The organism is Yoonia sp. R2-816, assembly GCF_046762905.1.
Classification (GTDB): domain Bacteria; phylum Pseudomonadota; class Alphaproteobacteria; order Rhodobacterales; family Rhodobacteraceae; genus Yoonia.
This window is the reverse complement of sequence record NZ_JBKQXN010000350.1, coordinates 116,398-140,346: the sequence shown is the minus strand read 5'-3', so window position 1 is coordinate 140,346 and position 23,949 is coordinate 116,398. Positions and strand designations below refer to the sequence as shown.

The following is a 23,949-nucleotide window of genomic DNA, read 5'->3' as shown; positions in this document are numbered from 1 at the left end:
CAGATCCAACCGGCAGCACACTTTCCCCATAGACACCGCCAACCCCCGCGGCTTCCACCCTGAGAGATTTTCCAACGCGGGCCACCCTTACGGCCAAGCTGAGACCTCGCGCCATGGCCCGCATCAGAAAATCTTCATCTCTGCCGTCATCTAACAGTTTTGGTTGTTTGACTGGTGCCAGCCCAAACCGGACCTTACCCGGCACGATTTGATTGAAAGGTCAGCTGCACCTTTTTGGGCATCGGCGGGTCTTTTCTTATACACCGGATTTCGCCATGCGGACAATAACATTGAACGACAACGCGTCTGTGACGGCCCGACCACTGACGTGACATGCGGAAGTTTGTGTTTGCGCAGGTCCGACTCTCTGCGAAACAACCGAGAAGGTACTTGGGGTTGTGATTGCTCGTATAGATGGTTTTGTGTGATAGTGTGAAAATCGGGTTCACCTGATCGAGGGGGGTCTTGTGCCAGACGAACTATTAGGCGGCATCATCATCAACGAAATCCTCGTTGATCCAAACAGTAGCGGCGCGAATTTCGACACTGATGGAAACGGCACCGCGAATGCAACCGATGAGTACGTCGAGCTTAGCAATGTGTCAGACACGGCCATCGACATATCTGGCCTTGAGCTTTGGGATGCCGGTGCCAACAATTGGTTCACGTTTCCACCGGGTACGATCCTTCAACCGGGTGCGCACGCGGTTGTCTTGACCGGTGTTCAAGCTGGCGGCTCATTGCCAACAGGAGGCCCAAATGATCTTGCCTTCGACGCCGGCAGAGGTTCTGCGCTACTCAATAACGGTCCAGAAAACGTTGTTGTCTACGATTCCGGCAGCGACACTTATATTCAGGCAACCTATAATGGTGACTCCCTTGACAATCCAGCAACCGCAGGCGGATCGAACTACGCGGGGTTTTCGGGTTCAGCGACGCGTGTTGGCACAGGTGAAGATTTTGGAAGTGACAATGATGGCTTTTCAATTCAGCGGCTGCCCGGTGATACGTTTGTAAACGATCAAGCGCCGACACCGGGATCTCAGAATGTGTGCTTTTGTGACGGCACGCTTATTGCTACCGCAGAAGGAGATATGCTTGTTGATGATCTTGTGCCGGGTCAACTGATCAATACCGCAGATGATGGTCTTGCTCCAATTGTTTGGATCTATTCTCGTGGCTTGTCGGCCGATGACATGATTGCCAATCAAGCATTGCGACCGATCGTTATTGCAAAAGGAGCACTTGGCAATGGTCTGCCTCAACGTGAACTGAGGGTTTCGCAACAACACAGGATGCTGGTTTGTGGAAAGATTGCTGAACGTATGTTTGATGCCAATGAAGTCCTGGTGCCAGCCAAGGCGCTCACTGAAATTGACGGGATTGACGTTGCCATGGAGCCATCGGCACTGACTTACTTTCACCTCGCGGTTCTTAAGCATAGCATCCTGTTTGCCAATGGCGCTCCAACGGAAAGCTTTTTCCCCGGCAAACAGGCACTCGGCGCATTAAGTGAAGGGGCTCGAAATGAGTTTCTGACATTGTTTCCGGATTTAGGTAAAGGAAAGTGGGATCCTTATAAGCCCGCGCGCAAACTTGTGAATTGCCGTCTCGGTCGGAAGCTGGCGGCTCGCCACCGGAAAAATCGACGGGAGCTGGTCAAAGCCTGACTAACACGCGCTTCTTCGTCGCTGGAATAGGAACTAAATTTGAAATGACAAATAAGACCTGCTTGCGCGAGGGGGGCATCAGGCATTTTAGGCTCGCTACTGACATCTGAGGGTTTTGATCGGATGGCCTGAGCAGCCCGAAGGAAACATTCGAATTGGGACTGCTTTGACAGGTCGCGGACAAACCGCTCTTTCGCTGCAGTTACGCCAATGTCTGCTTGCAGAACTGGGAACGGCAATAAACGGTCGATCCGGCGGATGACAGAAACGGTGACGTTTTGGCACATCCTGTGGTGCGCAGAAGATTCATCGTGCGCCCGTTCAGAAAGCGGTCTGTCTGGCATCCAGCAAACGCAGCATGCGCCCAACTGAACAAGGCAATTGCCGCCCAGAAGGAAGAACGGACACCCATGATCGAAGCCGTGAGATCTCTTGCCCCGATGCTGCGGTTGCGAACCTACGCAAACTAGCTCTTGGGAGTAGGACCTCTTGAAGCCCACATTTCAAAACCCGGTCAATAGACGAATAACCTCGAAAGGGTGGATGTCATTCTCTGCGGTTTAGGTCATGGGCACTGACTCTAAGCAGACGCTATCATCACACGAAGCCGCTCCAATCGATATGTGAACCAAAGACTCAGAACCATGAATACGAAGAGGGGCGCTCGGATGACGCCAGAGACCGGATTTTCCAGACCGTACAAAGCCACAAAGACAAGATTTAGTGCGACATACCCAATTGCACCGCCCAAAATTGCCATACGTCCATTTTGGGGCGCAAATACGCTTGAAACAACAGCAATTGTAAGCACCGCGTTCGACAGGATCCGCAGCGGCTCCACTTGGTTGATCGCAACGTGCAGCCCAGCGTCTACTACTTGAGTAGCGACGACTATCCCCAGAAGGGCCAATTGCTTTCTACGTAGAGCCATGTGTTTCCCTGCTTCGTTTCATGGGTTGGAGGCCGCATCGACGCGCATGCAGCACAACAAACTTGGCGTAGCACTGGCCAACAAGCTCGCCCGCGTCGCTTGGAGTGTCCTGAATTCTGGCAAAGACTTTGATTGGAAGGAAAAAGAATTGGCGACTGCGATCTGATCACAGCCGCACACGATGTTCGTAAACCTCAACTGCATGAAACGGAATAAGGCGCACCCAAAGTCTGAGAGCCCAGATGGTCATCATAGATCAGGTTAGTAATGAGACAGCGGCGCGTGCGTACTCCCAACAGGGCCACGGCAAAATACTCAAGCCGATACAAAGGCCGGATACATATCAGCGACTTCCTGAAGACATGCATTTGAACACTTGCGAACAGCAGCCGGTACATACATTTGGGCTCACTGCTTTCATCTGACCGATTTGCTCGGTTGATTGGTGCCAGCCCGAAGGAGACATTCGATCCGTGCGCTCTAACGATCAATTTGCCCGCCAAAAAACGGCCATCCAGATATCTTGAAAAACGTCAGCTTTTTCGCTCATGAACCATTCACAAATTCGCTGATCAACATCATAGCGTTGCGCCAGTCGTAGCGTTTGTCAGTCTTTCTTTCGCATTCGCAATTGCAAACTTCGAAGCAAGTATCGGACATAAGCGAACGCTGACTGTTGTCTTGACGCTGCACCTTGAGCGGTATTCCAACGCTTGCTAACACTTTGCACAATTTTGACACAATGGTCGCCCAAAGCGTGTACTACCTTGCCGGTAAGCAACGCAAAAGGTAATCAAGTAAGATTTTTTTGGAGGAGTAAAGATGGGAAAATGCAAACAAAGCAGGTCGAGATGGCAGTCGTCTGCTACTTTAGCTTTTGGGATTTCTGTCGCAGCGACGAACTTGGCAGCGGGAACAGATACGTTCAACTTTTCTGGCGCGGCGGACGGCGCATATAACGTCGCCATCGACAGGCATGTCGCTGTCGGCACGGCCTCAGGTGCCAGCGCCTGCGTTTCTCCTCTTTCCTCAACGGAAAACCTACCCATAACCGTAACAGGCGGTAGCGGCAGTGGGAGTGTCACGCTGGCAAACGGCAATTGTGAGGAGTTCACCATTACGCCGCCCGCGGACGTTACAATCGATAACGTTGCCTGCGTATACGCAGGTGGTAGTACCGCCGCCACTTTTGCTTATCCGGCCCCAGGCCGTGTTGTTGCCGTAGCAGTAGCCGTTTTTCCCAACGTGACTTTGGACGGCACAATAACCTGTACGGTATCGGCGACCTCAACTAGTGGGCCAAGCGGAGGCGACGATCGTAGCGCAGCGGAAATCGCCATAGAGAATACGCAATCAAGTATTGCGGGCCACATCATCGCAGCAGGACCAACGACAAGATACCTAAGCGGACGTTTCGACGGGGCAGTTTCGCCCACCGCAAATATCACGTCACAGAATGCGCAAATCTTTAGTGGCGGCACCGTTGGGGACTTGAACTACTGGTTTGACTTACAGGGAACTCGCGAGAGCTTTGAAAGCAACGACCGCGAAGGGTACTATACCTCCTTTGCAGTCGGTGTAGATACAGAAATCGGCAATTCTGATACGCTGGCAGGAATAATGGTTTCAATTGACCGTTATTCAGCCTCAGAGGACACGACGGGATTTGATGCTGAAGTAGATGGTGTCATGTTTGGACCCTATGTTGCTCACCGTCTCGGAGAAAACCTCTTTCTTGACGGGAAGATCCTATACGGAAAGGCCGACTATGCGATCGATCCAGACGGTGCTTCTTTGGGTAAGTTTGAAGCGGACCGCATCCTTGCTACCATTCGGTTGAACGGAAATTTCGAAGTTAGCGATTGGCTGATGGACACATATGGCGAATTTGCAACCTACAGATCGAAGAGCGAATCCTACACGGACGCCACATCTACGCCTATTGAAAGTGTGACATACAATGAAACTCGCGCAGTCCTTGGGTTGCGGTCTTACTACGAAGGCTTTGGTTCCGACTTTACGCCTTTCGTCGGTTTGGAAGCCAGCGCGCACGTTTCCGGTGACTCAAGCACACTGGTTGATGACGACTTCCGGGGCACTACATCTGCGGGTTTCGACTACAGCCTTGGTGCCGGTAGCTTCTTGAGGGGTGAGCTAGGGTATGGTGGAATAGGCGTCGATGACTATGAGACGGTCGATGCTCGATTTGAGCTCAGATTGAACTTCTAAGAGCCATGAAATTAATTTGGAGAGCGTATCATATGCCGCTCTCCAAAGTCTGACCTAAGTGGTGTTCTGCAATAAAGTATGATTTCAACTCAACAAACGAACTCTGCAATTTCCAACCTTATCAAGCGAATGACAGTGTAGGTTGAAAGATTGCTCAGACCAATCGGGCATGCCTCGAAAGCCGGCCGAGCTTAGCAACTTTGCAAAGTCCGCTTTCTGCGGATTGTGTTGAAAAACTCGGTGTTCACGAGACTGCTACCCATTTGGGAGAACATCTTCCCGCCATGGGGCGATTTTTCAAACAACGTTTGCAAAACGAAAGTTTCGGAGAACAAAGTTCCAGTATTTTGTCGCAAATTTCGGAGCAGGGAGTTTTTCAACACAATCTGCGCTTCACCGACATTCGCCATACTCTACCCTGGCTGCACCTCACCCGGGTCACGAACTCGTTGGCCACCAAGACGACCTGCCAGTAGAATCCAATAAAGAAACGTTCGATCTCTACGAAGGGTTGGGTAGCCTAAGGGGACGGATTTATCCGCCCAGCAAATATAGCCCTATAAAGTGGGCTATTTCGCCGCTTAAATTGTTCGATATCGCTCAATCATGGCTTTTCACGAAATTTGATGCGACTCGCAAATCATCCAACAAAACAAGGGCGTTTTCATGTTCGACCAAGTTCGGTTTGGTGTTGCCCGATATGCCACATTCTCGTCAGTTTCACCCTATTTGGTGCCCCAGACCGTGACACACTTCGAACTCGGGAGCAGGTTGCAGCTGCGCTAGGTTGGGTGGGTGTAAGTCGAGCCGTTACCAGCCCCAATAGGTCAAGATCAGCAGAACAATGTCGGGACTGGCAGTATCTATAACCTACTACGAGCCTAAAAAGAGCTTAGAACTTTGAGCGAAATCTTCTAAGTCTTTGATTTCGTGGTGCTCCGCATGGAATCGAATCGCTGACCTACCAATGACAAATCAGTGCATAGGGTTTTTCAATCTGCGTTGCGAAACATGCTCACAAGATCAGCCCAGTCTTGCATCAGTATGACCCGTTGATCCCAATACGTGGCGCGATTATAGGTCCGACGAATGACATTCTTGTCTTGATGCGCCAGCGCCGCTTCGATCACGTCAGAGTCGTAGCCCCTAGTGTTCAGGATTGTGCTAGCAGTCGAGCGGAAGCCGTGTGCAGTCACTTCATCCTTGGTGTAGCCCATCCGGCGCAACGCAGAATTGAACGCGTTCTCGGATAACCACTTGCGGTTCGAGTTCAACGACGGAAAAACTAGCTCAACACCCTCTACGCTGATCCAGTTCCTTTTGACGAGCTCCAGAGCTTGGTCTGATAGGGGAACGACATGATCACGGCGCATTTTCGTGCGATCAGCGGGGATGCACCAAGTCTTTTTCTCAAAGTCAAATTCTGCCTGCTTTGCACCACGAACTTCGCCAGGACGGGTCATCGTCAGGATTTGGAACAGCAGGGCGTCTTTGATCACTCCTGCGCCAGTGTATGCGTCTAGGTCACGTAGAAACTGGCCAAACGCCTTCTCATCCGTGATTGCGGCGCGGTTGGTAACTTTGACAGGTAACAATGCGCCTTTGATCGCATAAGTTGGGTCGTTGTCTGCTCGAAGGGTTACAACCGCGAGCCGAAAGATGCCGGAGAGGGTGCCGCGTAGCTTCTTCGCGGTCTCACGTCTGCCACTGGCCTCAACCTTCTTCAGGAGATGGAGGATCTCCGCAGAGGTAATTTCGTTGATTGGACGGTTATGAAGCGGGGCTGCCAAGGTCTCGACGTGCCAGACCTTCTTGCGCAATGTCGCGTCGGCCAGTTCGCGATCATTGGCCATTTGAAGGTATTCTTCGGCAACGAGCAAAAAGGTTGTGCGCGACTGTGTTTCAGCTTCGATCTGGTCGAGACGTTTCTGCACGGCGGGATCGTCACCGTTTGCCACCATTGCCCGTGCCTCATCACGCTTTTTGCGGGCTTGTGCCAGGGTCACGTCGGGGTATATCCCATGAGATAGCAGTCGTTCTTTTCCGAAGTGGCGGTACTTTTGCTGCCATATCTTCGAGCCGTTTGGCTTCACCAGCACAAACAAACCACCGCCGTCCGACAGCTTATAGGGTTTGTCCCGAATCTCTGCTTTCCTGATCTTTAAGTCCGAAAGTGCCATTGGGGGTATCGACCTCTCACCATGGGGCTAATACCCCCAATGATACCCCCAAATCGCGTGTTTTCTGGGGGTATCGTATGTTCAGCTATGGTCAAATCGATACGACAAATCGCCCAAAACATCAATGTTTACAGGTCGCTATGTTCATCAATGTTCGGGGTAAATGGTGCCCAGGAGAGGACTCGAACCTCCACGTCCATACAGACACCAGCACCTGAAGCTGGCGCGTCTACCAATTCCGCCACCTGGGCAGGTCACGTGGCGCGGGATGTAAGGGGGGTTTGAGCCTCTGTCAACGGGATTCGTCCTCAAAAACGTGCTGTGTGCGCAGGTCGTTTCGGATTGCGCCTTGTCTGGCCAATGGTGGCCGGGTAAACCCGGTCCGAACCTGTAATGAGGCCTGCCCATGTCCAAGCTTGTCACCATCTTTGGCGGATCCGGTTTTGTCGGCCGGTATGTCGCGCGCCGTTTGGCCAAGGAAGGCTGGCGGGTGCGTGTGGCAGTGCGCAATACCAATGAAGCGATGTTTGTTCGCCCTTATGGTATCGTTGGTCAGGTCGAACCTGTTTTCTGCAATATCCGCGATGATGCAAGCGTTGCTGCTGTGACTGAAGGTGCGGATGCGGTTGTGAACTGTGTTGGTGTCTTGGATGAGCGGGGCAAGAACACGTTTGCTGCGGTTCAGGCCGAAGGCGCCGAGCGAATTGCGCGGATTGCGGCATCGCTCGGCGTGGGCCGGATGGTGCATGTCTCGGCCATTGGTGCGGATGCAGCGGCGGCCAGTCAATACGCCAAGACCAAGGCTACGGGTGAGGATGAAGTGAAGGCGCATATGCCGGATGCTGTGATATTGCGACCATCGATTGTTTTCGGCCCGGAAGATCAGTTCTTTAACCGTTTTGCTAGCATGAGCCGCTTTGGCCCCATCTTGCCAGTTGTCGGCGCCAATACCCGGTTTCAGCCGGTTTATGTCGATGATGTTGCGGCGGCGGCTGTCAAAGGCGTTTTGGGTCAGGCCGCACCGGGCATTTATGAGCTGGGCGGACCGGATGTGCACAGCTTCCGCGAATTGATGCAGATGATGCTGCAGATCGTGCATCGGCGCCGTCTGATTTTGAACATTCCCTTCTGGGCTGCACGTGTCATGGCCTTTGGTTTTGGCATCGTGCGGGTTTTGTCGCTGGGGATTATCAAGCCGCCGATCACGAAGGATCAGGTGTTGAACCTGGCGGTGGATAATGTGGTTGCCGATGATGCCCGTGGTTTTGATGCGCTGGGGATTACGCCGACGGCGATGGAGGCGATTTTGCCGGATTATCTGTGGCGTTTCCGACCGTCTGGCCAGTTCGACGCGATCAAGGATTCTGCCAAGAATCTCAAAGCCTAAGTATAGGCGATCCACAAAAGAATGCTGCCGAGCGCCAGCCGGTAGACCACGTAGGGCGTATAGCTGACGCTGCGCAGAAGGCGCATCATCAGGCTGAGTGCGAGCAGTGCTGCGGCGAATGACATGCCGACGACGATGAAGATGTCCCGCCATGCGGATGTGTCGCCGCTGCTCACTACATCGAGACTCAGGATCGCGGCGGAGGCGATGATTGTGGGGATCGACATGAGCATCGATAGCCGTGCCGCGTCGGTACGCGTATAGCCCAGCATGCGCCCGGCGGTGATCGTGATACCAGACCGGGAGGTGCCGGGGATCAGGGCGATGGCCTGCCACAGCCCCATCTGGAATGCGTCTTTGAGGGTCCATTTTTCGGCGGTTTTGGTCATTGGTCCCTTTTGATCGGCCCAATAGAGGACGATCCCGAAAATGATCATTGCCCAGCCGATCACTGCAATGCCGCGCATCGCCTCTGACAGGCCGGTGAGCTTTAGAAAAAGGCCAAAGAGAATGACGGGGATTGTTGCGATCAAAAGGCAGAGCGCGAGGAATGCGCCCTGCGTGTCGATCTTGCCTTGCAGCAGGCGGAGGGTCCCGAAAAGGGCCGATCTGACGTCGCGCCAGAAGTAGAGAATAACGGCGATCAGGGTGCCGACATGGGCAGCAACGTCGATGATCTGTCCCTGATCATCAAGACCAGTGAGAGAGGGCAGAAGGATCAGGTGGCCGGAGGATGAGATGGGCAGGAATTCTGTCACGCCTTGGATCAGGGCGATCAGAAGCAGGTTAAATGTCGTCATTCCAAGTGCCCAATTGATTCGGTCCGGCTAACCTAAAGCGTTAAGATATTGGGGAAAGAGGATATATAGGTCAGTTTGCGGACCTATTTTGCGCAGTTTTTTCGCAGACTCACCTATGGCGCGACTAAATTTCTGCTATATAGGTCAGTAATACTGCCTTTTCATTTCGATTTCGGCATTTTAAAAGGCATTTCGCTTTCTAGTTTGGGAGGACGGCGCATGGCTGGCCAGAAGATGCTCAAGTTTACCACGGTCGCGCGTGACATGCCGGAAAAACGTCCACCGAATTTACGCAAACAGGATTTTGGTGAGATTTATGCGGAGTACGCTCGCGAAAAAGCGGCCGAGCAGGCGGCGCGCTGCAGCCAGTGCGGTGTGCCCTATTGCCAGACCCATTGTCCGCTGCACAACAATATCCCTGACTGGTTGCGCCTGACGGCCGAGGGCCGTCTGGAGGAAGCCTATGAGATCAGCCAGGCGACCAACACATTCCCGGAAATCTGTGGTCGCATCTGCCCGCAGGATCGCCTTTGCGAAGGCAATTGCGTCATCGAACAATCCGGCCACGGCACGGTGACCATTGGGTCGGTTGAAAAATACATAACCGATACCGCGTTCGAGGAAGGCTGGGTCAAACCCATCCGTCCGCATGCGGAACGGCCCGAAAGTGTGGGGATCATCGGCGCCGGTCCCGGTGGTCTGGCCGCTGCTGATATGTTGCGCCGTCAGGGTGTGCAGGTCACCGTCTATGACCGCTATGATCGCGGTGGTGGTTTGCTGACCTATGGTATCCCCGGTTTCAAGCTGGAGAAGGATATCGTCATGCAGCGCATGGCGCAGCTTGAGGATGGTGGCGTGCAGTTCGTGTTGAATTGTGACGTGGGTGAAGACCTGTCGTTTGATGCGATCCGGGGCAAGCATGACGCCATCCTGATTGCCACAGGCGTCTATAAAACAAGGGATCTGCCGGATTCCAACGCTGATGGGATTGTCAGTGCGATCGACTATCTGACGGCGAGCAATCGCAAGAGCTTTGGCGATGATGTGCCAGAGTTCGACAATGGTGAGCTGGATGCGAAGGGCAAGCGCGTCGTCGTGATCGGTGGCGGTGATACGGCCATGGATTGTGTTCGTACGGCTGTGCGGCAAGGCGCCGAAAGCGTCAAATGCCTGTATCGCCGTGACCGGGCCAACATGCCCGGATCGCAGCGCGAGGTGCAGAATGCAGAGGAAGAGGGAGTCGAGTTTGTCTGGCTGTCTGCGCCCAACGGGTTCGAAGGTGATCCGGTCACCGGCGTGAAAGTGCAGAAGATGCGCCTGGGCGCGCCGGATGCCACCGGCCGTCAGATGCCGGAGTTGATTGAAGGGTCCGATTACGTCGAGACGGCTGATCTGGTGATCAAGGCGCTGGGATTTGAGCCCGAGGAACTGCCAAAGCTGTGGGGTGTCGACGGGCTGGAAGTGACCCGCTGGGGCACTGTGAAGGCCGATTTTGGCACCGGCGCGACCAGTCTTGAAGGTGTCTATGCCGCTGGTGATATCGTGCGCGGTGCATCGCTGGTTGTCTGGGCAATCCGGGACGGACGGGATGCAGCAACAGCCATCTTGGAGTATCTGGGACAGGCGGCTACGGTGGCCGCAGAATAGTCGAAATAGCCTGTCGGCATCACGTCGGACATGCGTCGGACTTGTGTCGAGCAAAATGTCGGACCCCGAGATGTTGATAGGTCACCGATACTGACCTGGAAGGTAAAGAAATGATGAAGTCGTTGGTTTTCTCTGCATTGGCCTTGATGGCGACCCCGGTGGTTGCCCAGCAAAGCTTTGCCGCACCGGAAGGCTGCACTGCCAAGCTGACTGTCCAGCAAAAGGGCTGTGTGCTGATCAATGTCTGGACGTGTGAGGCTGACGACCCCGGTGACCAGTGGATCGCCCTGATCGGTCAGGGTGGCGTGTTCAGCATCCAGAAGGTTGATGACGAGTTCCAGTGGATCGAAAGCTACAAGATCGACGGGGAAGAGCGGTTGCAGCTGCCTGCCGATGATCCTGCATCCTTGACGGAGCTGTTCGCAACGCAGGTCGATACCTGGGATTTTGTCATCGAGACCGAAGAGGGCACCGAGCGCAATGTCGGCTTTGACATGTTGACGGGCGAGACGACGGTGATTGATGGCGAGACGCTGCTCAATACCGAATTTCAGGGCCGCACCCTGGATGGCGACGGCAATGAGATCGAGGCGGGTGCCGGTCGCCAGTTCGTCAGCGAAGAACATCGTCTGTTTTTCTTTGGTGAGGCGTGGGACGCCGCCACCCCTGACGATGTCATTGATATGTCACCGCTGGAGTTCATCTATCCCGGTGAATCAGGGTTCTTTTCCTCCCAACCCAAATACGAATGCAACGTGAACGAGGCGGGGTATCGTCCGTGAGATACGCGATTGCCTTTATCTGTCTGGCTGCCCCCGCAACTGCGCAGGACGGCCCTGCGACGTTTCAGTTACCGCAGGGCTGCGATGCTTATCTGACGGTGCAGGGCGCCAGTTGCCGGGTGGATCACCATTTCACCTGCGCGGACGATCCCGAGGGCATGCAACGCCGCGTCAGCATCGACGAGCGGGGTCTGACCTATGCAGGCCAGATCGACAGCGAAACACAGTGGATCGAAAGCTTTCATATTCTGACCGGTCATTCAGAGCGGTTGGAATCGAACCCGGTCGAACCTGCATCCCTGTCTGATCTGATCGAGAAGGGGATCGATGATTATGATTTTCGCACTTTGTCTGACCAGATCGGCACCACCCGCTATGTCGGGCAGGACACCCTGACCGGCCGTCAGGTGACGATTGATGGTGTGACGCTGGATGAAACCACCTATGACATCACCGCCTATGATCCGGCGGGCAATGTGATCTGGCAATCGCAGGGCAATGAATTCATCAGCCGCAACTGGCGCATGTTCCTGTCAGGCACCGGGACTACGACCATTGGCGGTGAGACGTTTGAAAAGGATGATCGCCCGGTCGAGTTTATCTATCCCAGTGAGCCTGGTTTCCTGAGTTCGCGTCCGAAACATGGGTGCGGGGTGGCGATTTCATGATCCGTGCTGTCGCCCTGTTTCTTTGTCTTGCCGGCCCTGTTGCCGCGCAGGAGACGCCGTTTCGCTTTGACCTGCCTGCGGGTTGCGAGGCTTACGTGACCATGCAGGCCGCCAACTGCAAGGTGACCCACTATTTCACCTGCGAGGCCGATCCCGAAGGCCACCAGCGCGCCGTCGTTCTTGATGAGCAGGGGATCACCCATGTCGCCCGGATTGACAGCGAAGCCCAATGGATTGAGCTGTTTCATCCGCTTGCCGGGACGTCGGAGCGACTGGAATCGCAGCCGATGGAGCCTGCGTCGTTTTCGGATCTGCTCGCCAATCAGGTGGATGAGTATGATTTTCAGACGTTGTCGGATCAGACCGGCCCGACCCGTTATGTTGGCCAGGATCGCCTGACGGGGCGTCAGGTGGTCATCGACGGGGTGACGCTGGATGAGACGGCTTATGAGATCACCGCCTATACCGCGGCGGGTGATGAGATCTGGCACATCAAGGGCAACGAGTTCATTAACCGTGACTGGCGTCGGTTCTTTCCGGGCACCAGTGTCGTTACCACCCCGAATGGTCGGGTCGAACGCAATGGCTCCCCGGTTGAGTTCATGTTTCCCGATGAGTCGGGGTTCCTGAGCACGCGCCCCAAGCATGGCTGTGGGCTGGCGATATCATGAGGTACTGGGCTGTCATTTTGGCGTTGCTCCTCCCGTCCTTGGCTGTGGCGCAGGACTGGTCAGTAGAAACCCGTGTTTCGACCGGCAACATCGTGACCTATTCGCATAGTGGCACGCATGTCGGCCTGACCACGCGCGATCCGGAGGGCGAATGGCTGGGCACGGATGTGTTTGTGGTAGAAGGCGCTGACCTGTCGGAGTGTACCAAGCAGGACGCCCTGTCGCTGGATCACTATTACGGCCTTGATGGCAGCTACAGTGTGAATGTTTTTGCCGAGCTTTTCCGCGATGCGGGCGGTGAATGGGAGGTCGTCGATCCTGCCATTTTCTATGACAGCCTGTCAGAGGATGAGGACACAATTGCTGCCTATGAAGGCTATGAAACCGCGACCATCAAGGTGACATCGCTTCGCTGTGTCGATGACATGGTGGCGATGACACTGACCTATTCCGGTGTGCTTGATCGATATGAAGGCCGCGGCCCCGACAGCATGAAGATTGCCGGCAATGCCGCGTTTCAGGTGCCGCTGAAACCTTACGAAGACTACTAGAACAACCAACAAGCCCGCCCACGTGGCGGCCCCGCCCCGAAAGGATATGACATGACCGCATATGATGAGACCTGGGTCGCTGCCGAAGAGGCCAAGCGCGAGTGGATGGCTAAGAACAGCCTGTATCGCGATGCGGATGAACATGCATCCTGCGGGGTTGGTCTGGTCGTGGCGATTGATGGGTCGCCGTCCCGCGATGTGGTGGAAAAGGGGATCAACGCGCTCAAGGCCGTGTGGCACCGGGGTGCCGTCGATGCCGATGGCAAGACGGGTGATGGCGCGGGTATCCATGTGCAGATCCCGGTCCCGTTCTTTTACGATCAGGTCCGCCGCACCGGGCATGAGCCCAATGACGAACGGCTGATCGCCGTAGGTCAGGTGTTTCTGCCGCGTACCAATTTTGGCGCGCAGGAAAGCTGCCGCACGATTGTCGAGACCGAAGTGCTGCGTATGGGCCATTACATTTATGGCTGGCGCCATGTCCCGGTGAATACGGAAGTGCTGGGTGACAAGGCAAACGCCACCCGCCCCGAGATCGAGCAGATCCTGATCCGGTGTGAAAAGGATATTGATGACGAGCAGTTCGAGCGCGAGCTTTATATCATCCGCCGCCGCATCGAAAAGGCCGCCGCCGCCGCGCAGATTGCGGGTATGTATATCTGTTCGCTGTCCTGCCGGTCCGTCATCTACAAAGGCATGATGCTGGCCGAGCAGGTGGCCGAGTTCTACCCCGACCTGATGGATGCCCGGTTCGAGAGCGCCTTTGCGATCTATCACCAGCGCTATTCGACCAACACGTTCCCGCAATGGTCGCTGGCCCAGCCGTTCCGCATGTTGGCCCATAATGGTGAGATCAACACGCTGAAAGGCAACGTCAACTGGATGAAAAGCCATGAGATTCGCATGGCGTCGTCCACGTTTGGCGAAAAGGCAGAGGATATCAAACCGATCATCCCGTCAGGCGCGTCCGATTCCAGCGCCCTTGATTCCGTGTTCGAGGTATTGGTGCGTGCAGGCCGTAATGCGCCCATGGCCAAGACGATGATGGTTCCCGAGGCTTGGTCGCAACAAGCCGTAGAGATGCCGCAGGCCTGGCAGGACATGTATTCCTACTGCAACGCGGTGATGGAACCCTGGGATGGCCCTGCCGCCTTGGCGATGACAGATGGTCGCTGGGTTTGCGGTGGGTTGGACCGGAACGGGCTGCGTCCATTGCGTTATGTCGTGACCGGTGACGGGTTGCTGGTCGCCGGGTCCGAGGTTGGCATGGTGCCGGTGGACGAGGCGACGGTTGTTGAAAAGGGTGCCCTTGGCCCCGGTCAGATGATTGCCGTGGATATGCAGGAGGGCAAGCTGTTCCACGACACCGAAATCAAGGACCAGTTGGCCGCTGCGCAGCCCTTTGGTGAATGGGTTGGTAAGGTTGTAAACCTCAATGACGCCCTGATTGATATTCCGGAAGTGCCGCTGTTCGAAGGTGAGGCATTGCGCAAGCGGCAGGTGGCCGCCGGTTACAGCATCGAAGAGCTGGAACAGGTGCTGGCCCCGATGGCCGAGGACGGCAAGGAAATGATTGCGTCGATGGGCGATGACACACCGTCGGCGGTGCTGTCAAAGACCTATCGCCCGCTGTCGCATTTCTTCCGTCAGAATTTCAGCCAGGTGACGAACCCGCCAATTGACTCACTTCGTGAAAGCCGGGTGATGTCGCTGAAGACGCGGTTCGGCAACCTCAAGAACGTGCTGGACGAGGATTCGTCGCAAACCGAGATTCTGGTGCTGCAAAGCCCTTTTATCGGCAATGCCGAATATGACGAGATGGTGCGCCAGTTTGGCGATGGTGCGGCGTTTATTGATTGTACCTTCGAGGCGGGGCCCGGTGCCCTGCGCAAGGGTCTGGATCGTATCCGGGCCGAGGCCGAAGATGCGGTGCGGTCCGGCGCCAGCCATCTGCTGCTGACGGATGAGCATCAGTCGGAAGATAAGGTGCCGATGCCGATGATTTTGGCGACGAGTGCGGTGCATTCGTGGCTGACCGCGAAGGGGCTACGCACATTCTGTTCGATGAATGTGCGGTCGGCGGAGTGTATTGATCCGCATTACTTTGCGGTGCTGATTGGCTGTGGTGCGACCACGGTGAACGCTTATCTGGCGCAGGATTCCGTGGCGGACCGTGTACGCCGCGGCCTGATCGACGGCAACCTGACCGATGCGATGCGCCGCTATCGTGCCGCGATTGATGCGGGCCTGCTAAAGATCATGTCGAAGATGGGGATTTCGGTTCTTTCATCTTATCGCGGTGGTCTGAATTTTGAGGCCGTGGGCCTGTCGCGCGCCATGGTTGCCGAATACTTCCCGGGTATGCATTCGCGGATTTCCGGGATCGGCGTCAGCGGTATTCAGGCGAAGCTGGAAGATGTCCACGCAAGGGGCTGGAAAGGTGGCACGGATGTGTTGCCGATTGGCGGTTTCTACAAGGCCCGCCGGTCTGGTGAGAAACATGCCTGGGAAGCGCAGACCATGCATATGCTGCAGGCCGCCTGCAACAATGCGTCCTATGCGCTATGGCAGCAGTTTTCGAAATCCATGCAGTCGAACCCGCCGATCCATCTGCGCGATCTGCTGGCGATCAAGCCGCTGGGCAAGCCGGTGCCGATTGAGGAAGTCGAGTCCATCACCGCTATTCGCAAGCGGTTCGTGACGCCGGGCATGTCGCTGGGTGCATTGTCGCCAGAGGCGCACAAGACGCTGAACGTCGCGATGAACCGGATCGGCGCAAAGTCCGATAGTGGCGAAGGTGGCGAGGACCCAGCGCATTTTGTGCCGGAACCGAATGGTGACAATCCGTCTGCGAAGATCAAGCAAGTTGCGTCCGGTCGTTTTGGTGTCACCGCGGAATATCTGAATGCCTGCGAGGAGTTGGAGATCAAGGTCGCCCAAGGGGCCAAGCCCGGTGAGGGTGGGCAGTTGCCTGGGATGAAGGTCACCGATCTGATCGCCCGTCTGCGTCACTCGACCAAAGGTGTGACGTTGATTTCGCCACCGCCACATCACGATATCTATTCGATCGAGGATCTGGCGCAGCTGATCTATGACCTCAAACAGATCAATCCGCGCTGCAAGGTGACGGTCAAGCTGGTGTCATCGTCCGGCGTCGGCACGATTGCCGCCGGTGTGGCCAAGGCCAAGGCCGATGTGATCCTGATATCCGGCCACAACGGCGGCACGGGTGCGTCGCCTGCGACCAGCATCAAATATGCCGGTCTGCCATGGGAAATGGGACTGACCGAGGCGCATCAGGTTCTGGCGATGAACAATCTGCGTGAGCGAATTACGCTGCGTACGGATGGTGGTTTGCGCACGGGCCGCGACATCGTGATGGCCGCGATGATGGGGGCCGAGGAGTATGGGATCGGCACCGCCGCCCTGATCGCCATGGGCTGCATCATGGTGCGCCAGTGCCAGTCGAACACCTGCCCTGTAGGTGTGTGTACGCAGGACCCGGCGTTGCGCGAGAAGTTTACCGGCAATGCCGAGAAGGTCGTCAACCTGATCACCTTCTATGCGACCGAAGTGCGTGAGATTCTGGCAAGCATCGGTGCCCGGTCGCTGGACGATGTGATAGGCCGTGCCGATCTGCTGACGCAGGTGTCACGTGGGTCGGCGCATCTGGATGATCTGGACCTGAACCCGCTGCTGATCACCGTCGATGGCGCGCACAAGATCACCTATGATCGCGACCGGCCACGCAACTCGGTGGATGATACGCTGGATGCGCAGATCGTGAAGGATGCCGCACGGTTCCTGAACGATGGTGAGAAGATGCAGCTGGATTATGCGGTCCAGAACACGCTGCGGACCATTGGCACGCGCACATCGAGCCATATCGTGCAGAAACACGGGATGCGGAATGATCTGCAGCCGGACCACCTGACGGTGAAGCTCCGTGGCTCTGCCGGGCAATCACTCGGTGCTTTTGCGGCACCTGGATTGAAACTGGAAGTGTCGGGTGATGCCAATGACTATGTCGGCAAGGGTTTGTCGGGGGGCACGATTGTCGTGCGTCCGCCAATGGTCAGCCCGCTGGTGGCGTCTGAGAATACGATCATCGGCAACACGGTGCTTTATGGTGCGACGGATGGCTATCTGTTTGCTGCCGGTCGGGCCGGTGAACGGTTTGCTGTGCGGAATTCCGGGGCCAAGGTCGTGATTGAAGGCTGCGGCACCAACGGCTGTGAATACATGACCGGTGGTGTCGCCGTGATCCTTGGGTCAGTCGGGGCCAATTTCGGGGCCGGGATGACGGGTGGGATGGCGTATCTGTATGATCCTGACGGGACATCGGCCCCGCTGATCAACATGGAAACGCTGGTGACCAATCCTGTGACGGTGAATTACTGGCATGATCAGTTGAAAGAACTGATTGAGCTTCATCTGGAAGAGACCGGCAGCCGCAAGGCCGCGGAGATCCTGCAGCATTGGGAGGCCGAGAGAGGTCATTTCCTGCAGATCTGCCCGAAGGAAATGCTGGTCCACCTGCCGCATCCGCTGAGCATCGAAGAAGCGGCCATTCCGGCGGAGTAACGGCAAAGCGAAAATCGCCCGGCCCTTTGCCGGTCGGGCGATACGGACTTGACCCGCGCCTTTGTGCCATGGCTTATGCATTAGATGGCAGTGGCAAAGAAGCAGAGCAGGACACCGGCGAAAAAGCCGGCTCGCAAAAAACGCGCCCCGCAGAAAAAGCAAGGTCTGGTTGAACGGTCCTGGCTGTTTCTGCGTCGTTTGATGTGGCGGACCGCTTTTGTTGTGCTGGGTGCGGTGTTGATTGCCACCCTGATTTATGCGGTCATCGCCCCCCCAACCACGCCCTATATGTTTGCCGAGGCGCGCCGCCATGGTCCTGTCAAATACGACTGGGTGTCGATGGATGAGATCGCGCCGGTCATGGCGCGCTCTGCCGTGGCGGCCGAGGATGCCAATTTCTGCCTGCATTGGGGGTTGGATGTGAATGCCATCCGGTCTGCGCTGGATCGCGGTCGCGGCGGCGCGTCGACCATATCGCAGCAGGTGATCAAGAACGTGTATTTGTGGCATGGCCGCAGTTGGACCCGTAAGGCGATTGAGGCCTTGTGGACCCCGTTGGCAGAGGCTGTCTGGTCAAAGCGCCGGATATTGGAGCTGTATCTGAACGTGGCCGAGTTCGACGAGAGCGTGTTTGGTGTGCAAGCCGCGAGCCGCCACTATTTTGGTGTCGACGCGGCTGATCTGAGCCCGTTGCAGGCGGCAAGGCTGGCCGCGATCCTGCCTGATCCGAAAAACAGGTCCGCATCGAACCCCGGTAGCTTTACCCGCGCCCGCACCAGTCAGATCATGTCAGGGGCCGCCACGATCAAGGCGGATGGTCGCGCGGACTGCTTTGAACGCTAACGCCCCCATTGATCCGCGGCGCCCCTTGCTGCATTGAAGAGAAAACCCTTTCGCGAGTGCATCATGAACACCCTGTATCATTATCCACTGTCCCCCTTTTCCCGCAAAGTCCGGCTGTGCCTTGCGGAAAAGAAGATCGAGGTTGTGCTGGTCGAAGAGCGGTATTGGGAGCAGGACGCGGATTTTCTGCGCCGCAACCCTGCTGGCAAAGTACCGGTGCTGAAGATGGATGGCCGCACGATGGCCGATAGCACGGCCATTTGCGAATATATCGAAGAGAAGGTGCCGACACCCGCCCTGTTGCCTCGCGACGCCGATGGCCGGTATGAGGCTCGCCGTCTGGTGGGTTGGTTTGACGACAAGTTCTATCATGAGGTGACCAGCAAGCTGATTGGTGAGCGGGTCTATCGCAAGGTGATGGGCACCGGCTATCCCGACAGTGCCAATGTCAAGGCGGGTGCCAAGGCGATCAAGTATCACCTTGATTACATGGCCTATCTGCTGGACGAACGCCGCTGGCTGGCGGGTAATGCGATGACAATGGCGGATTTTGCCGCTGCCGCGCATCTGTCCTGCCTGGATTACACCAGCGATGTGGACTGGAACCGTCACGAGGTGGTCAAGGATTGGTATGCCAAGATCAAATCCCGGCCGGCTTTCCGGTCATTGCTGGCAGATGAGGTCCCAGGTTTCCAGCCATCGGCGCAATATGCTGATCTGGATTTTTAGGGGGCGCTGCCCCCGGTCCTGCGGACCTCCCCCGAGGTATTTATGAACAAAAGAAGGGATGGGCTGAAGGCGGCGTTGATCGCCGAGACGCGTGAAGCGGGCTTTGCCAAGCTTGGGATTTGCCGCCCTGATGCTGTCCCCCGGATTGCCGAGCGGCTGGCTGCCTTTGTGGATGCAGGGATGCATGGCCAGATGGGCTGGATGGCGGAGCGGATGCACTGGCGCGGTGATCCGACCGCCCTGTGGCCCGAAGCCCGGTCGGTGATCATGCTGGCTGAACCCTACACGCCGGACCATGATCCGCTGGATGTGCTGGAACGGCCCGATGTGGCAGCGATCAGCATTTACGCCCAGGGCCGCGACTATCATGATGTGGTCAAGAAGCGGCTCAAGCGCGTTGGGCGCTGGCTGATCGAGCAGGTCCCGGAGGCGCAGATCAAGGTGTTCGTCGATACCGCCCCGGTGATGGAAAAACCGCTGGCAGAGGCCGCTGGGCTAGGCTGGCAGGGTAAGCACACGAACCTGCTGGGGCGTGATCTGGGATCATGGTTCTTTTTGGGGGCGATTTTTACGACGGTCGCGTTGGAGCCGGATGCGCCGGAGATCAGCCATTGCGGATCCTGCACTGCCTGTCTGGATATCTGCCCGACAGATGCTTTTCCCGCACCCTACCAGTTGGATGCCCGCCGCTGCATTTCCTACCTGACGATTGAGCATAAGGGGCCAGTGGATGAGGAGTTGCGCGCCCTGATGGGCAACCGGATTTATGGTTGCGATGATTGTCTGGCGGTTTGTCCCTGGAACAAGTTTGCCGCAACCGCTCGGGACCAGCGGTATGCCACCCGCGAAGACTTGATGGCCCCGCCACTTGCAGAATTGGCTACGCTGGACGACGCTGGGTTTCGGGCCCGGTTTTCCGGATCACCCATCAAACGTATTGGCCGGGATCGGTTTGTGCGCAACGTGGCCTATGCTATCGGGAACTCTGGCAATCCTGCATTGATGGCTGCAGTGAAGCGGTTGGCAAATGATCCCGACCCGGCAGTGGCCGATGCGGCGCATTGGGCTATCTTGCGTCTGAAGGAGGTATTTCAATGATCCGTTTTCTTGCTTTGATGCTGTTGCCCGTCGCGGCCTGTGCAGAAGTGCCGCAAGGCGCCCCCAACGCTGATTTTTCACCCGCGTTTGCGGAGCAGACCCGCGCCCCGGCTTTGCCTGCCACCAATGTGCAGGTGGATGTGCTGACCGACAAGCTGGACCGCCCTTGGGGGATTGCGCCCATTTCGGCCCGGCAATTCATTGTCACCGAAAGGGGTGGCACCATGCGCATCATCAATGGTGACGGCTCTGTTTCCGCCCCGATCCGGGGCCTGCCAGAGATCGAGAGCCGCCAGCAGGGTGGGTTGCTGGATGTGGCTGTTAGCCCTGATTTTGCCAATGACCGGGTGGTGTTCTGGACCTATTCGAAGCCCGTGAATGGCGGAACGGTCACTGCGGCTGCCCGCGGTGTGCTGTCTGGTGGGGAAATGACGGAGGTGCGCGATATCTTTGTCCAGAACCCGCCCTCGCGTGCACCGTTTCATTATGGCAGCCGGATCATTCCGATGCCGGATGGCACCGTCTGGATCACGACCGGTGAGCGGAACGAAGAACGCCATCTGGCGCAGGATAACAGCACAACCTATGGCAAGGTGATCCGCATCAATGCCGATGGCAGCATCCCTGCCGATAATCCGTTTGTCGGGGGCGGCGGGGATGATGCGATCTGGTCTTACGGCCACCGCAACCCGCAAGGAGCAGCCATTGGACCGGATGGTGCCCTATGGACGATTGAACACGGTCCCGCTGGCGGTGATGAGTTGAACCGCCCTGAAGCGGGCCGGAATTATGGCTGGCCGATCATTTCCTACGGTGTGAACTACAATGGATCAGATGTTGGCAGTGGCGTGGCTGTGCAGGAGGGCATGGAGCAGCCGGTCTATTATTGGGACCCTGTGATCGCCCCTTCTGGCATGGCGTTTTACGATGGCCCCTATGGTCCATGGCAGGGGGATCTGTTGATCGGATCGCTAAATCCCGGCGAATTAGTACGCCTGAAACTGGAAAACGGCAGGGTCGTGGGGGAAGAGCGGTTGTTGCAGGATATGGGCCGGATGCGTGACGTTGAGGTGCTGCCGGACGGCACGGTGCTGGTTCTGATGGATAACAGTTATGGTGTGGTGCTGCGGGTCCGTCCACGGTGAAGTTGTGGCTGGCGCGTGTCGCAACCAGGGTTGAGGCGGTCATTGGCCGTGGCCGGGCGGTACGAGAGGCCGGTGCCATTGCACCCTATATCGGCTATGCGACCCCAGACCATCTGATCGTGCGTGGGCGCGTGCTGGCTGATCAGCGCGATACGAATTTGCGGAAAGGTCAGGGGCTGTGGCGCAATCTGCGGCAGATGGTGGGGCTGTTCATCACCAGTGAGGTGGCCAATGTCACCGTGTCTGCGGATGGTGTGACGGCTGTCACCGATGATGAAGGCTATTTCACGCTGTTGCTGCCCCGTGATGATGTGACGGGCTGGCGCAATGTGACGGTCACTGCCGGGCAGGCCAGCGTGGATTGTCCGGTTATGGTGGCTGATCCGTCTGCCAATTTTGGTGTGATCTCGGACATTGATGACACGATGATGCAGACTGGAGCCTATTCGCTATGGCGGAACCTTTGGACGTCGCTGACGGGCAATGCGGCGACCCGCGTTGTGTTTCCTGATGCCGTCGCCTTGATGACGCGGCTTTCGCATGAAGGCCGCAATCCGGTGCATTATGTCAGTTCATCCCCGTGGAATTTTCACGGGTTTCTGGCAGAAGTGCTGGAACGGAATGGATTGCCGCGCGGTCCGATGTTTTTGCGGGATTATGGGATCAGCGAGACGCAGTTCATCACCGGAACGCATGGGGATCATAAGGGGTCGGCCATTGATGTGGTGCTTGCGGCCTTGCCTGATCTGCCATTTGTGCTGATCGGTGACACGGGACAGCATGATGCAGAGGTTTATCTGGCAGCGGCCAAGCGCCATGCGGGCCGGATCCAACAGGTCATCCTGCGTGTGCCGGCGCAGGGCACGGATACAGACGATCAGCAATATATCGACGCATTGCGTGCGATGGGCGTGACAGTGGATTTCGGTCCGGATTACAGCGGCGCGTTAGCGCGTCGCGAGGCGGCGGGCGGTGGCGAATGACACCAGACGCCTGCTTTTTTCGTCCCACAGATCAAGGCTGGCGCATTTGAGGCTTTGCAGCATTGTCATGCGGCTGACTTCGACCAATTCGTTGTGGTCGCGCAGAACCTCGGTCAGTCGATAAAACGGGATCCTGCTGTAGAGGTGATGCACGTGATGAATGCCGATATTGGCGGTAAACCACCGCAGGATTGGTGGCAGATCGTAATGGGAACTGCCATGCAGCGCCGCATCGTGTAGCTGCCAATCTTCTTTTGGGTCCCACTGGGTCCCTTCGAACTGATGCTGGACGTAGAATAGCCATACCCCGATCGAGGCGGCGATCAGTGTGGTGGGCAGAAAGACCAGAAACAGCGCCTGTAACCCGCCGAACCAGATGATCGTCCCAAGGACAACTGCGGCGGCGAAATTTGTGCCCATAGCACTGATCCAGTATTTTCGCCCCTGGTTCATCAGTCCAAACGGCAGCCGGTTCTGCAGGAAAAAGAGGTATGTGGGCCCAAAGCCAAACATGACGATTGGGTGCCGGTATGCGCGGTACAAAAGCCGCCCGAAAGCCGTGCGCTGGTGGTACTCTTCAACTGTCAGGGTCATGACATCGCCGATGCCGCGCTGATCCAGATCACCGGCATGGCTGTGGTGGATCGAATGGGTGCGCCGCCAGACATCATAGGGGGTCAAGGTCACGACGCCCAGCGCCCGCCCGATCCAGTCGCTGACATTGCGGTTGCCAAAGAACGACCCGTGCCCGCAATCATGCTGGATGCAAAACAGCCGCAGCAGGAACAGCCCGTTCAGGACCGAAAGCGCAAACGCCCCCAGATAGCTATATTTGGCGACCCAGCAGGCCAGAACCCACAGCACGACAAAAGGGATCAGGCTGATGGCAAGTTCAAAGCTGCTACGCAGGCTGCTGGGATCCCGGTATCTGGCAAGTATCTGGACCCAGTCGCGAGGGGCCATGTTAGGCGGGCTGGGGTTTTCACTGCTCATATACTGCTTCTTATTCTGCATTGGTGATCGATAACTTAACACGGCCACTAAACAAGCG

General features: G+C 56.5%; 19 protein-coding genes, 1 tRNA gene and 1 pseudogene. 16 read left to right on the top strand and 5 right to left on the bottom strand.

Annotated elements, in window-relative coordinates; translation table 11 throughout:
* Positions 1-467: 467 nt before the first annotated feature.
* Positions 468-1,670 carry a Hint domain-containing protein gene (locus tag ACFWW2_RS26545; protein WP_393933651.1) on the top strand — a complete coding sequence of 401 codons (1,203 nt, stop codon included), beginning with the start codon at positions 468-470 and terminating at the stop codon, positions 1,668-1,670.
* Between the two features lie 580 nt (positions 1,671-2,250).
* On the opposite strand, the gene ACFWW2_RS26540 is transcribed toward ACFWW2_RS26545, so the two are convergent.
* Positions 2,251-2,601: a hypothetical protein gene (locus ACFWW2_RS26540; RefSeq protein ID WP_393933650.1), complete on the bottom strand. Its 351-nt coding sequence runs from the start codon at positions 2,599-2,601 to the stop codon at positions 2,251-2,253.
* 43 nt (positions 2,602-2,644) lie between these two features.
* Between ACFWW2_RS26540 and ACFWW2_RS26535 the strand changes: the two are divergent.
* From ACFWW2_RS26535 to ACFWW2_RS26525, 3 genes and pseudogenes are all read left to right on the top strand, one after another.
* Positions 2,645-2,767 (top strand): annotated as a pseudogene (locus tag ACFWW2_RS26535) (IS110 family transposase); the annotation flags it as partial.
* 656 nt (positions 2,768-3,423) lie between these two features.
* On the top strand, positions 3,424-4,830 hold the full coding sequence (locus ACFWW2_RS26530; RefSeq protein ID WP_393933648.1) for an autotransporter outer membrane beta-barrel domain-containing protein: 1,407 nt from the start codon (positions 3,424-3,426) through the stop codon (positions 4,828-4,830).
* 263 nt (positions 4,831-5,093) lie between these two features.
* Entirely contained in the window at positions 5,094-5,306 is a 213-nt protein-coding gene (locus tag ACFWW2_RS26525) for a hypothetical protein (RefSeq protein ID WP_393933647.1), read from the top strand.
* 516 nt (positions 5,307-5,822) lie between these two features.
* On the opposite strand, the gene ACFWW2_RS26520 is transcribed toward ACFWW2_RS26525, so the two are convergent.
* Both ACFWW2_RS26520 and ACFWW2_RS26515 read right to left on the bottom strand, forming a co-directional pair.
* Positions 5,823-7,010, bottom strand: a complete 1,188-nt coding sequence (locus tag ACFWW2_RS26520; RefSeq protein ID WP_393933645.1) for a tyrosine-type recombinase/integrase — start codon at positions 7,008-7,010, stop codon at positions 5,823-5,825.
* Between the two features lie 164 nt (positions 7,011-7,174).
* Positions 7,175-7,261 (bottom strand) — tRNA-Leu (locus tag ACFWW2_RS26515).
* 155 nt (positions 7,262-7,416) lie between these two features.
* On the opposite strand from ACFWW2_RS26515, the gene ACFWW2_RS26510 reads away from it, so the two are divergent.
* On the top strand, positions 7,417-8,397 hold the full coding sequence (locus ACFWW2_RS26510; RefSeq protein ID WP_393933644.1) for a complex I NDUFA9 subunit family protein: 981 nt from the start codon (positions 7,417-7,419) through the stop codon (positions 8,395-8,397).
* Here the strand turns inward: ACFWW2_RS26510 and ACFWW2_RS26505 are convergent.
* Positions 8,394-9,197, bottom strand: coding sequence for an undecaprenyl-diphosphate phosphatase (locus tag ACFWW2_RS26505; RefSeq protein WP_393933643.1), 804 nt, complete (start codon positions 9,195-9,197; stop codon positions 8,394-8,396). The two genes, ACFWW2_RS26510 and ACFWW2_RS26505, sit on opposite strands and share 4 nt — an antisense overlap.
* A gap of 219 nt (positions 9,198-9,416) precedes the next feature.
* Here ACFWW2_RS26505 and ACFWW2_RS26500 point away from each other — a divergent pair, with 219 nt between their 5' ends.
* The 11 genes from ACFWW2_RS26500 (at position 9,417) to ACFWW2_RS26450 (ending at position 22,898) form a co-directional block, all read left to right on the top strand.
* Positions 9,417-10,844, top strand: a complete 1,428-nt coding sequence (locus tag ACFWW2_RS26500) for an NAD(P)-dependent oxidoreductase (RefSeq protein ID WP_393933641.1) — start codon at positions 9,417-9,419, stop codon at positions 10,842-10,844.
* A 113-nt stretch (positions 10,845-10,957) separates the two neighbouring features.
* The gene (locus tag ACFWW2_RS26495) at positions 10,958-11,626 is read left to right on the top strand and encodes a hypothetical protein (protein WP_393933639.1); all 669 of its coding nucleotides are present in this window, start codon (positions 10,958-10,960) and stop codon (positions 11,624-11,626) included.
* Positions 11,623-12,294 carry a hypothetical protein gene (locus ACFWW2_RS26490; protein WP_393933638.1) on the top strand — a complete coding sequence of 224 codons (672 nt, stop codon included), beginning with the start codon at positions 11,623-11,625 and terminating at the stop codon, positions 12,292-12,294. The genes ACFWW2_RS26495 and ACFWW2_RS26490 overlap by 4 nt, the downstream gene beginning before the upstream one ends.
* Positions 12,291-12,965 carry a hypothetical protein gene (locus tag ACFWW2_RS26485; protein WP_393933637.1) on the top strand — a complete coding sequence of 225 codons (675 nt, stop codon included), beginning with the start codon at positions 12,291-12,293 and terminating at the stop codon, positions 12,963-12,965. Before ACFWW2_RS26490 ends, ACFWW2_RS26485 begins: the two co-directional genes overlap by 4 nt.
* Positions 12,962-13,516, top strand: a complete 555-nt coding sequence (locus ACFWW2_RS26480; protein WP_393933636.1) for a hypothetical protein — start codon at positions 12,962-12,964, stop codon at positions 13,514-13,516. The genes ACFWW2_RS26485 and ACFWW2_RS26480 overlap by 4 nt, the downstream gene beginning before the upstream one ends.
* Positions 13,517-13,567: 51 nt before the next feature.
* Positions 13,568-18,100 carry a glutamate synthase large subunit gene (gltB, locus tag ACFWW2_RS26475; protein ID WP_393933635.1) on the top strand — a complete coding sequence of 1,511 codons (4,533 nt, stop codon included), beginning with the start codon at positions 13,568-13,570 and terminating at the stop codon, positions 18,098-18,100.
* 201 nt (positions 18,101-18,301) lie between these two features.
* On the top strand, positions 18,302-18,943 hold the full coding sequence (gene mtgA / locus ACFWW2_RS26470) for a monofunctional biosynthetic peptidoglycan transglycosylase (RefSeq protein WP_393933634.1): 642 nt from the start codon (positions 18,302-18,304) through the stop codon (positions 18,941-18,943).
* A gap of 63 nt (positions 18,944-19,006) precedes the next feature.
* Positions 19,007-19,672, top strand: a complete 666-nt coding sequence (locus ACFWW2_RS26465) for a glutathione S-transferase family protein (protein ID WP_393933633.1) — start codon at positions 19,007-19,009, stop codon at positions 19,670-19,672.
* Positions 19,673-19,714: 42 nt separating this feature from the next.
* Positions 19,715-20,770 (top strand): tRNA epoxyqueuosine(34) reductase QueG, encoded by a 1,056-nt coding sequence (queG, locus tag ACFWW2_RS26460; protein WP_393933631.1) that lies wholly within the window; start codon positions 19,715-19,717, stop codon positions 20,768-20,770.
* On the top strand, positions 20,767-21,915 hold the full coding sequence (locus ACFWW2_RS26455) for a PQQ-dependent sugar dehydrogenase (protein WP_393933630.1): 1,149 nt from the start codon (positions 20,767-20,769) through the stop codon (positions 21,913-21,915). The genes queG and ACFWW2_RS26455 overlap by 4 nt, the downstream gene beginning before the upstream one ends.
* Positions 21,912-22,898: an App1 family protein gene (locus ACFWW2_RS26450; protein WP_393933628.1), complete on the top strand. Its 987-nt coding sequence runs from the start codon at positions 21,912-21,914 to the stop codon at positions 22,896-22,898. The genes ACFWW2_RS26455 and ACFWW2_RS26450 overlap by 4 nt, the downstream gene beginning before the upstream one ends.
* On the opposite strand, the gene ACFWW2_RS26445 is transcribed toward ACFWW2_RS26450, so the two are convergent.
* Positions 22,863-23,891, bottom strand: coding sequence for a fatty acid desaturase (locus ACFWW2_RS26445; RefSeq protein ID WP_393933627.1), 1,029 nt, complete (start codon positions 23,889-23,891; stop codon positions 22,863-22,865). The genes ACFWW2_RS26450 and ACFWW2_RS26445 overlap by 36 nt on opposite strands.
* Positions 23,892-23,949 lie beyond the last annotated feature (58 nt).

Excerpts from the sequence above, each read along its gene's own strand:
- ACFWW2_RS26540 (WP_393933650.1), bottom strand. The coding sequence starts at position 2,601 with ATGGCTCTACGTAGAAAGCAATTGGCCCTTCTGGGGATAGTCGTCGCT.
- ACFWW2_RS26530 (WP_393933648.1), top strand. The coding sequence starts at position 3,424 with ATGGGAAAATGCAAACAAAGCAGGTCGAGATGGCAGTCGTCTGCTACT.
- ACFWW2_RS26520 (WP_393933645.1), bottom strand. The coding sequence starts at position 7,010 with ATGGCACTTTCGGACTTAAAGATCAGGAAAGCAGAGATTCGGGACAAA.
- ACFWW2_RS26510 (WP_393933644.1), top strand. The coding sequence starts at position 7,417 with ATGTCCAAGCTTGTCACCATCTTTGGCGGATCCGGTTTTGTCGGCCGG.
- ACFWW2_RS26505 (WP_393933643.1), bottom strand. The coding sequence starts at position 9,197 with ATGACGACATTTAACCTGCTTCTGATCGCCCTGATCCAAGGCGTGACA.
- ACFWW2_RS26500 (WP_393933641.1), top strand. The coding sequence starts at position 9,417 with ATGGCTGGCCAGAAGATGCTCAAGTTTACCACGGTCGCGCGTGACATG.
- ACFWW2_RS26495 (WP_393933639.1), top strand. The coding sequence starts at position 10,958 with ATGAAGTCGTTGGTTTTCTCTGCATTGGCCTTGATGGCGACCCCGGTG.
- ACFWW2_RS26485 (WP_393933637.1), top strand. The coding sequence starts at position 12,291 with ATGATCCGTGCTGTCGCCCTGTTTCTTTGTCTTGCCGGCCCTGTTGCC.
- ACFWW2_RS26480 (WP_393933636.1), top strand. The coding sequence starts at position 12,962 with ATGAGGTACTGGGCTGTCATTTTGGCGTTGCTCCTCCCGTCCTTGGCT.
- gltB (WP_393933635.1), top strand. The coding sequence starts at position 13,568 with ATGACCGCATATGATGAGACCTGGGTCGCTGCCGAAGAGGCCAAGCGC.
- mtgA (WP_393933634.1), top strand. The coding sequence starts at position 18,302 with ATGTGGCGGACCGCTTTTGTTGTGCTGGGTGCGGTGTTGATTGCCACC.
- ACFWW2_RS26465 (WP_393933633.1), top strand. The coding sequence starts at position 19,007 with ATGAACACCCTGTATCATTATCCACTGTCCCCCTTTTCCCGCAAAGTC.
- queG (WP_393933631.1), top strand. The coding sequence starts at position 19,715 with ATGAACAAAAGAAGGGATGGGCTGAAGGCGGCGTTGATCGCCGAGACG.
- ACFWW2_RS26455 (WP_393933630.1), top strand. The coding sequence starts at position 20,767 with ATGATCCGTTTTCTTGCTTTGATGCTGTTGCCCGTCGCGGCCTGTGCA.
- ACFWW2_RS26445 (WP_393933627.1), bottom strand. The coding sequence starts at position 23,891 with ATGAGCAGTGAAAACCCCAGCCCGCCTAACATGGCCCCTCGCGACTGG.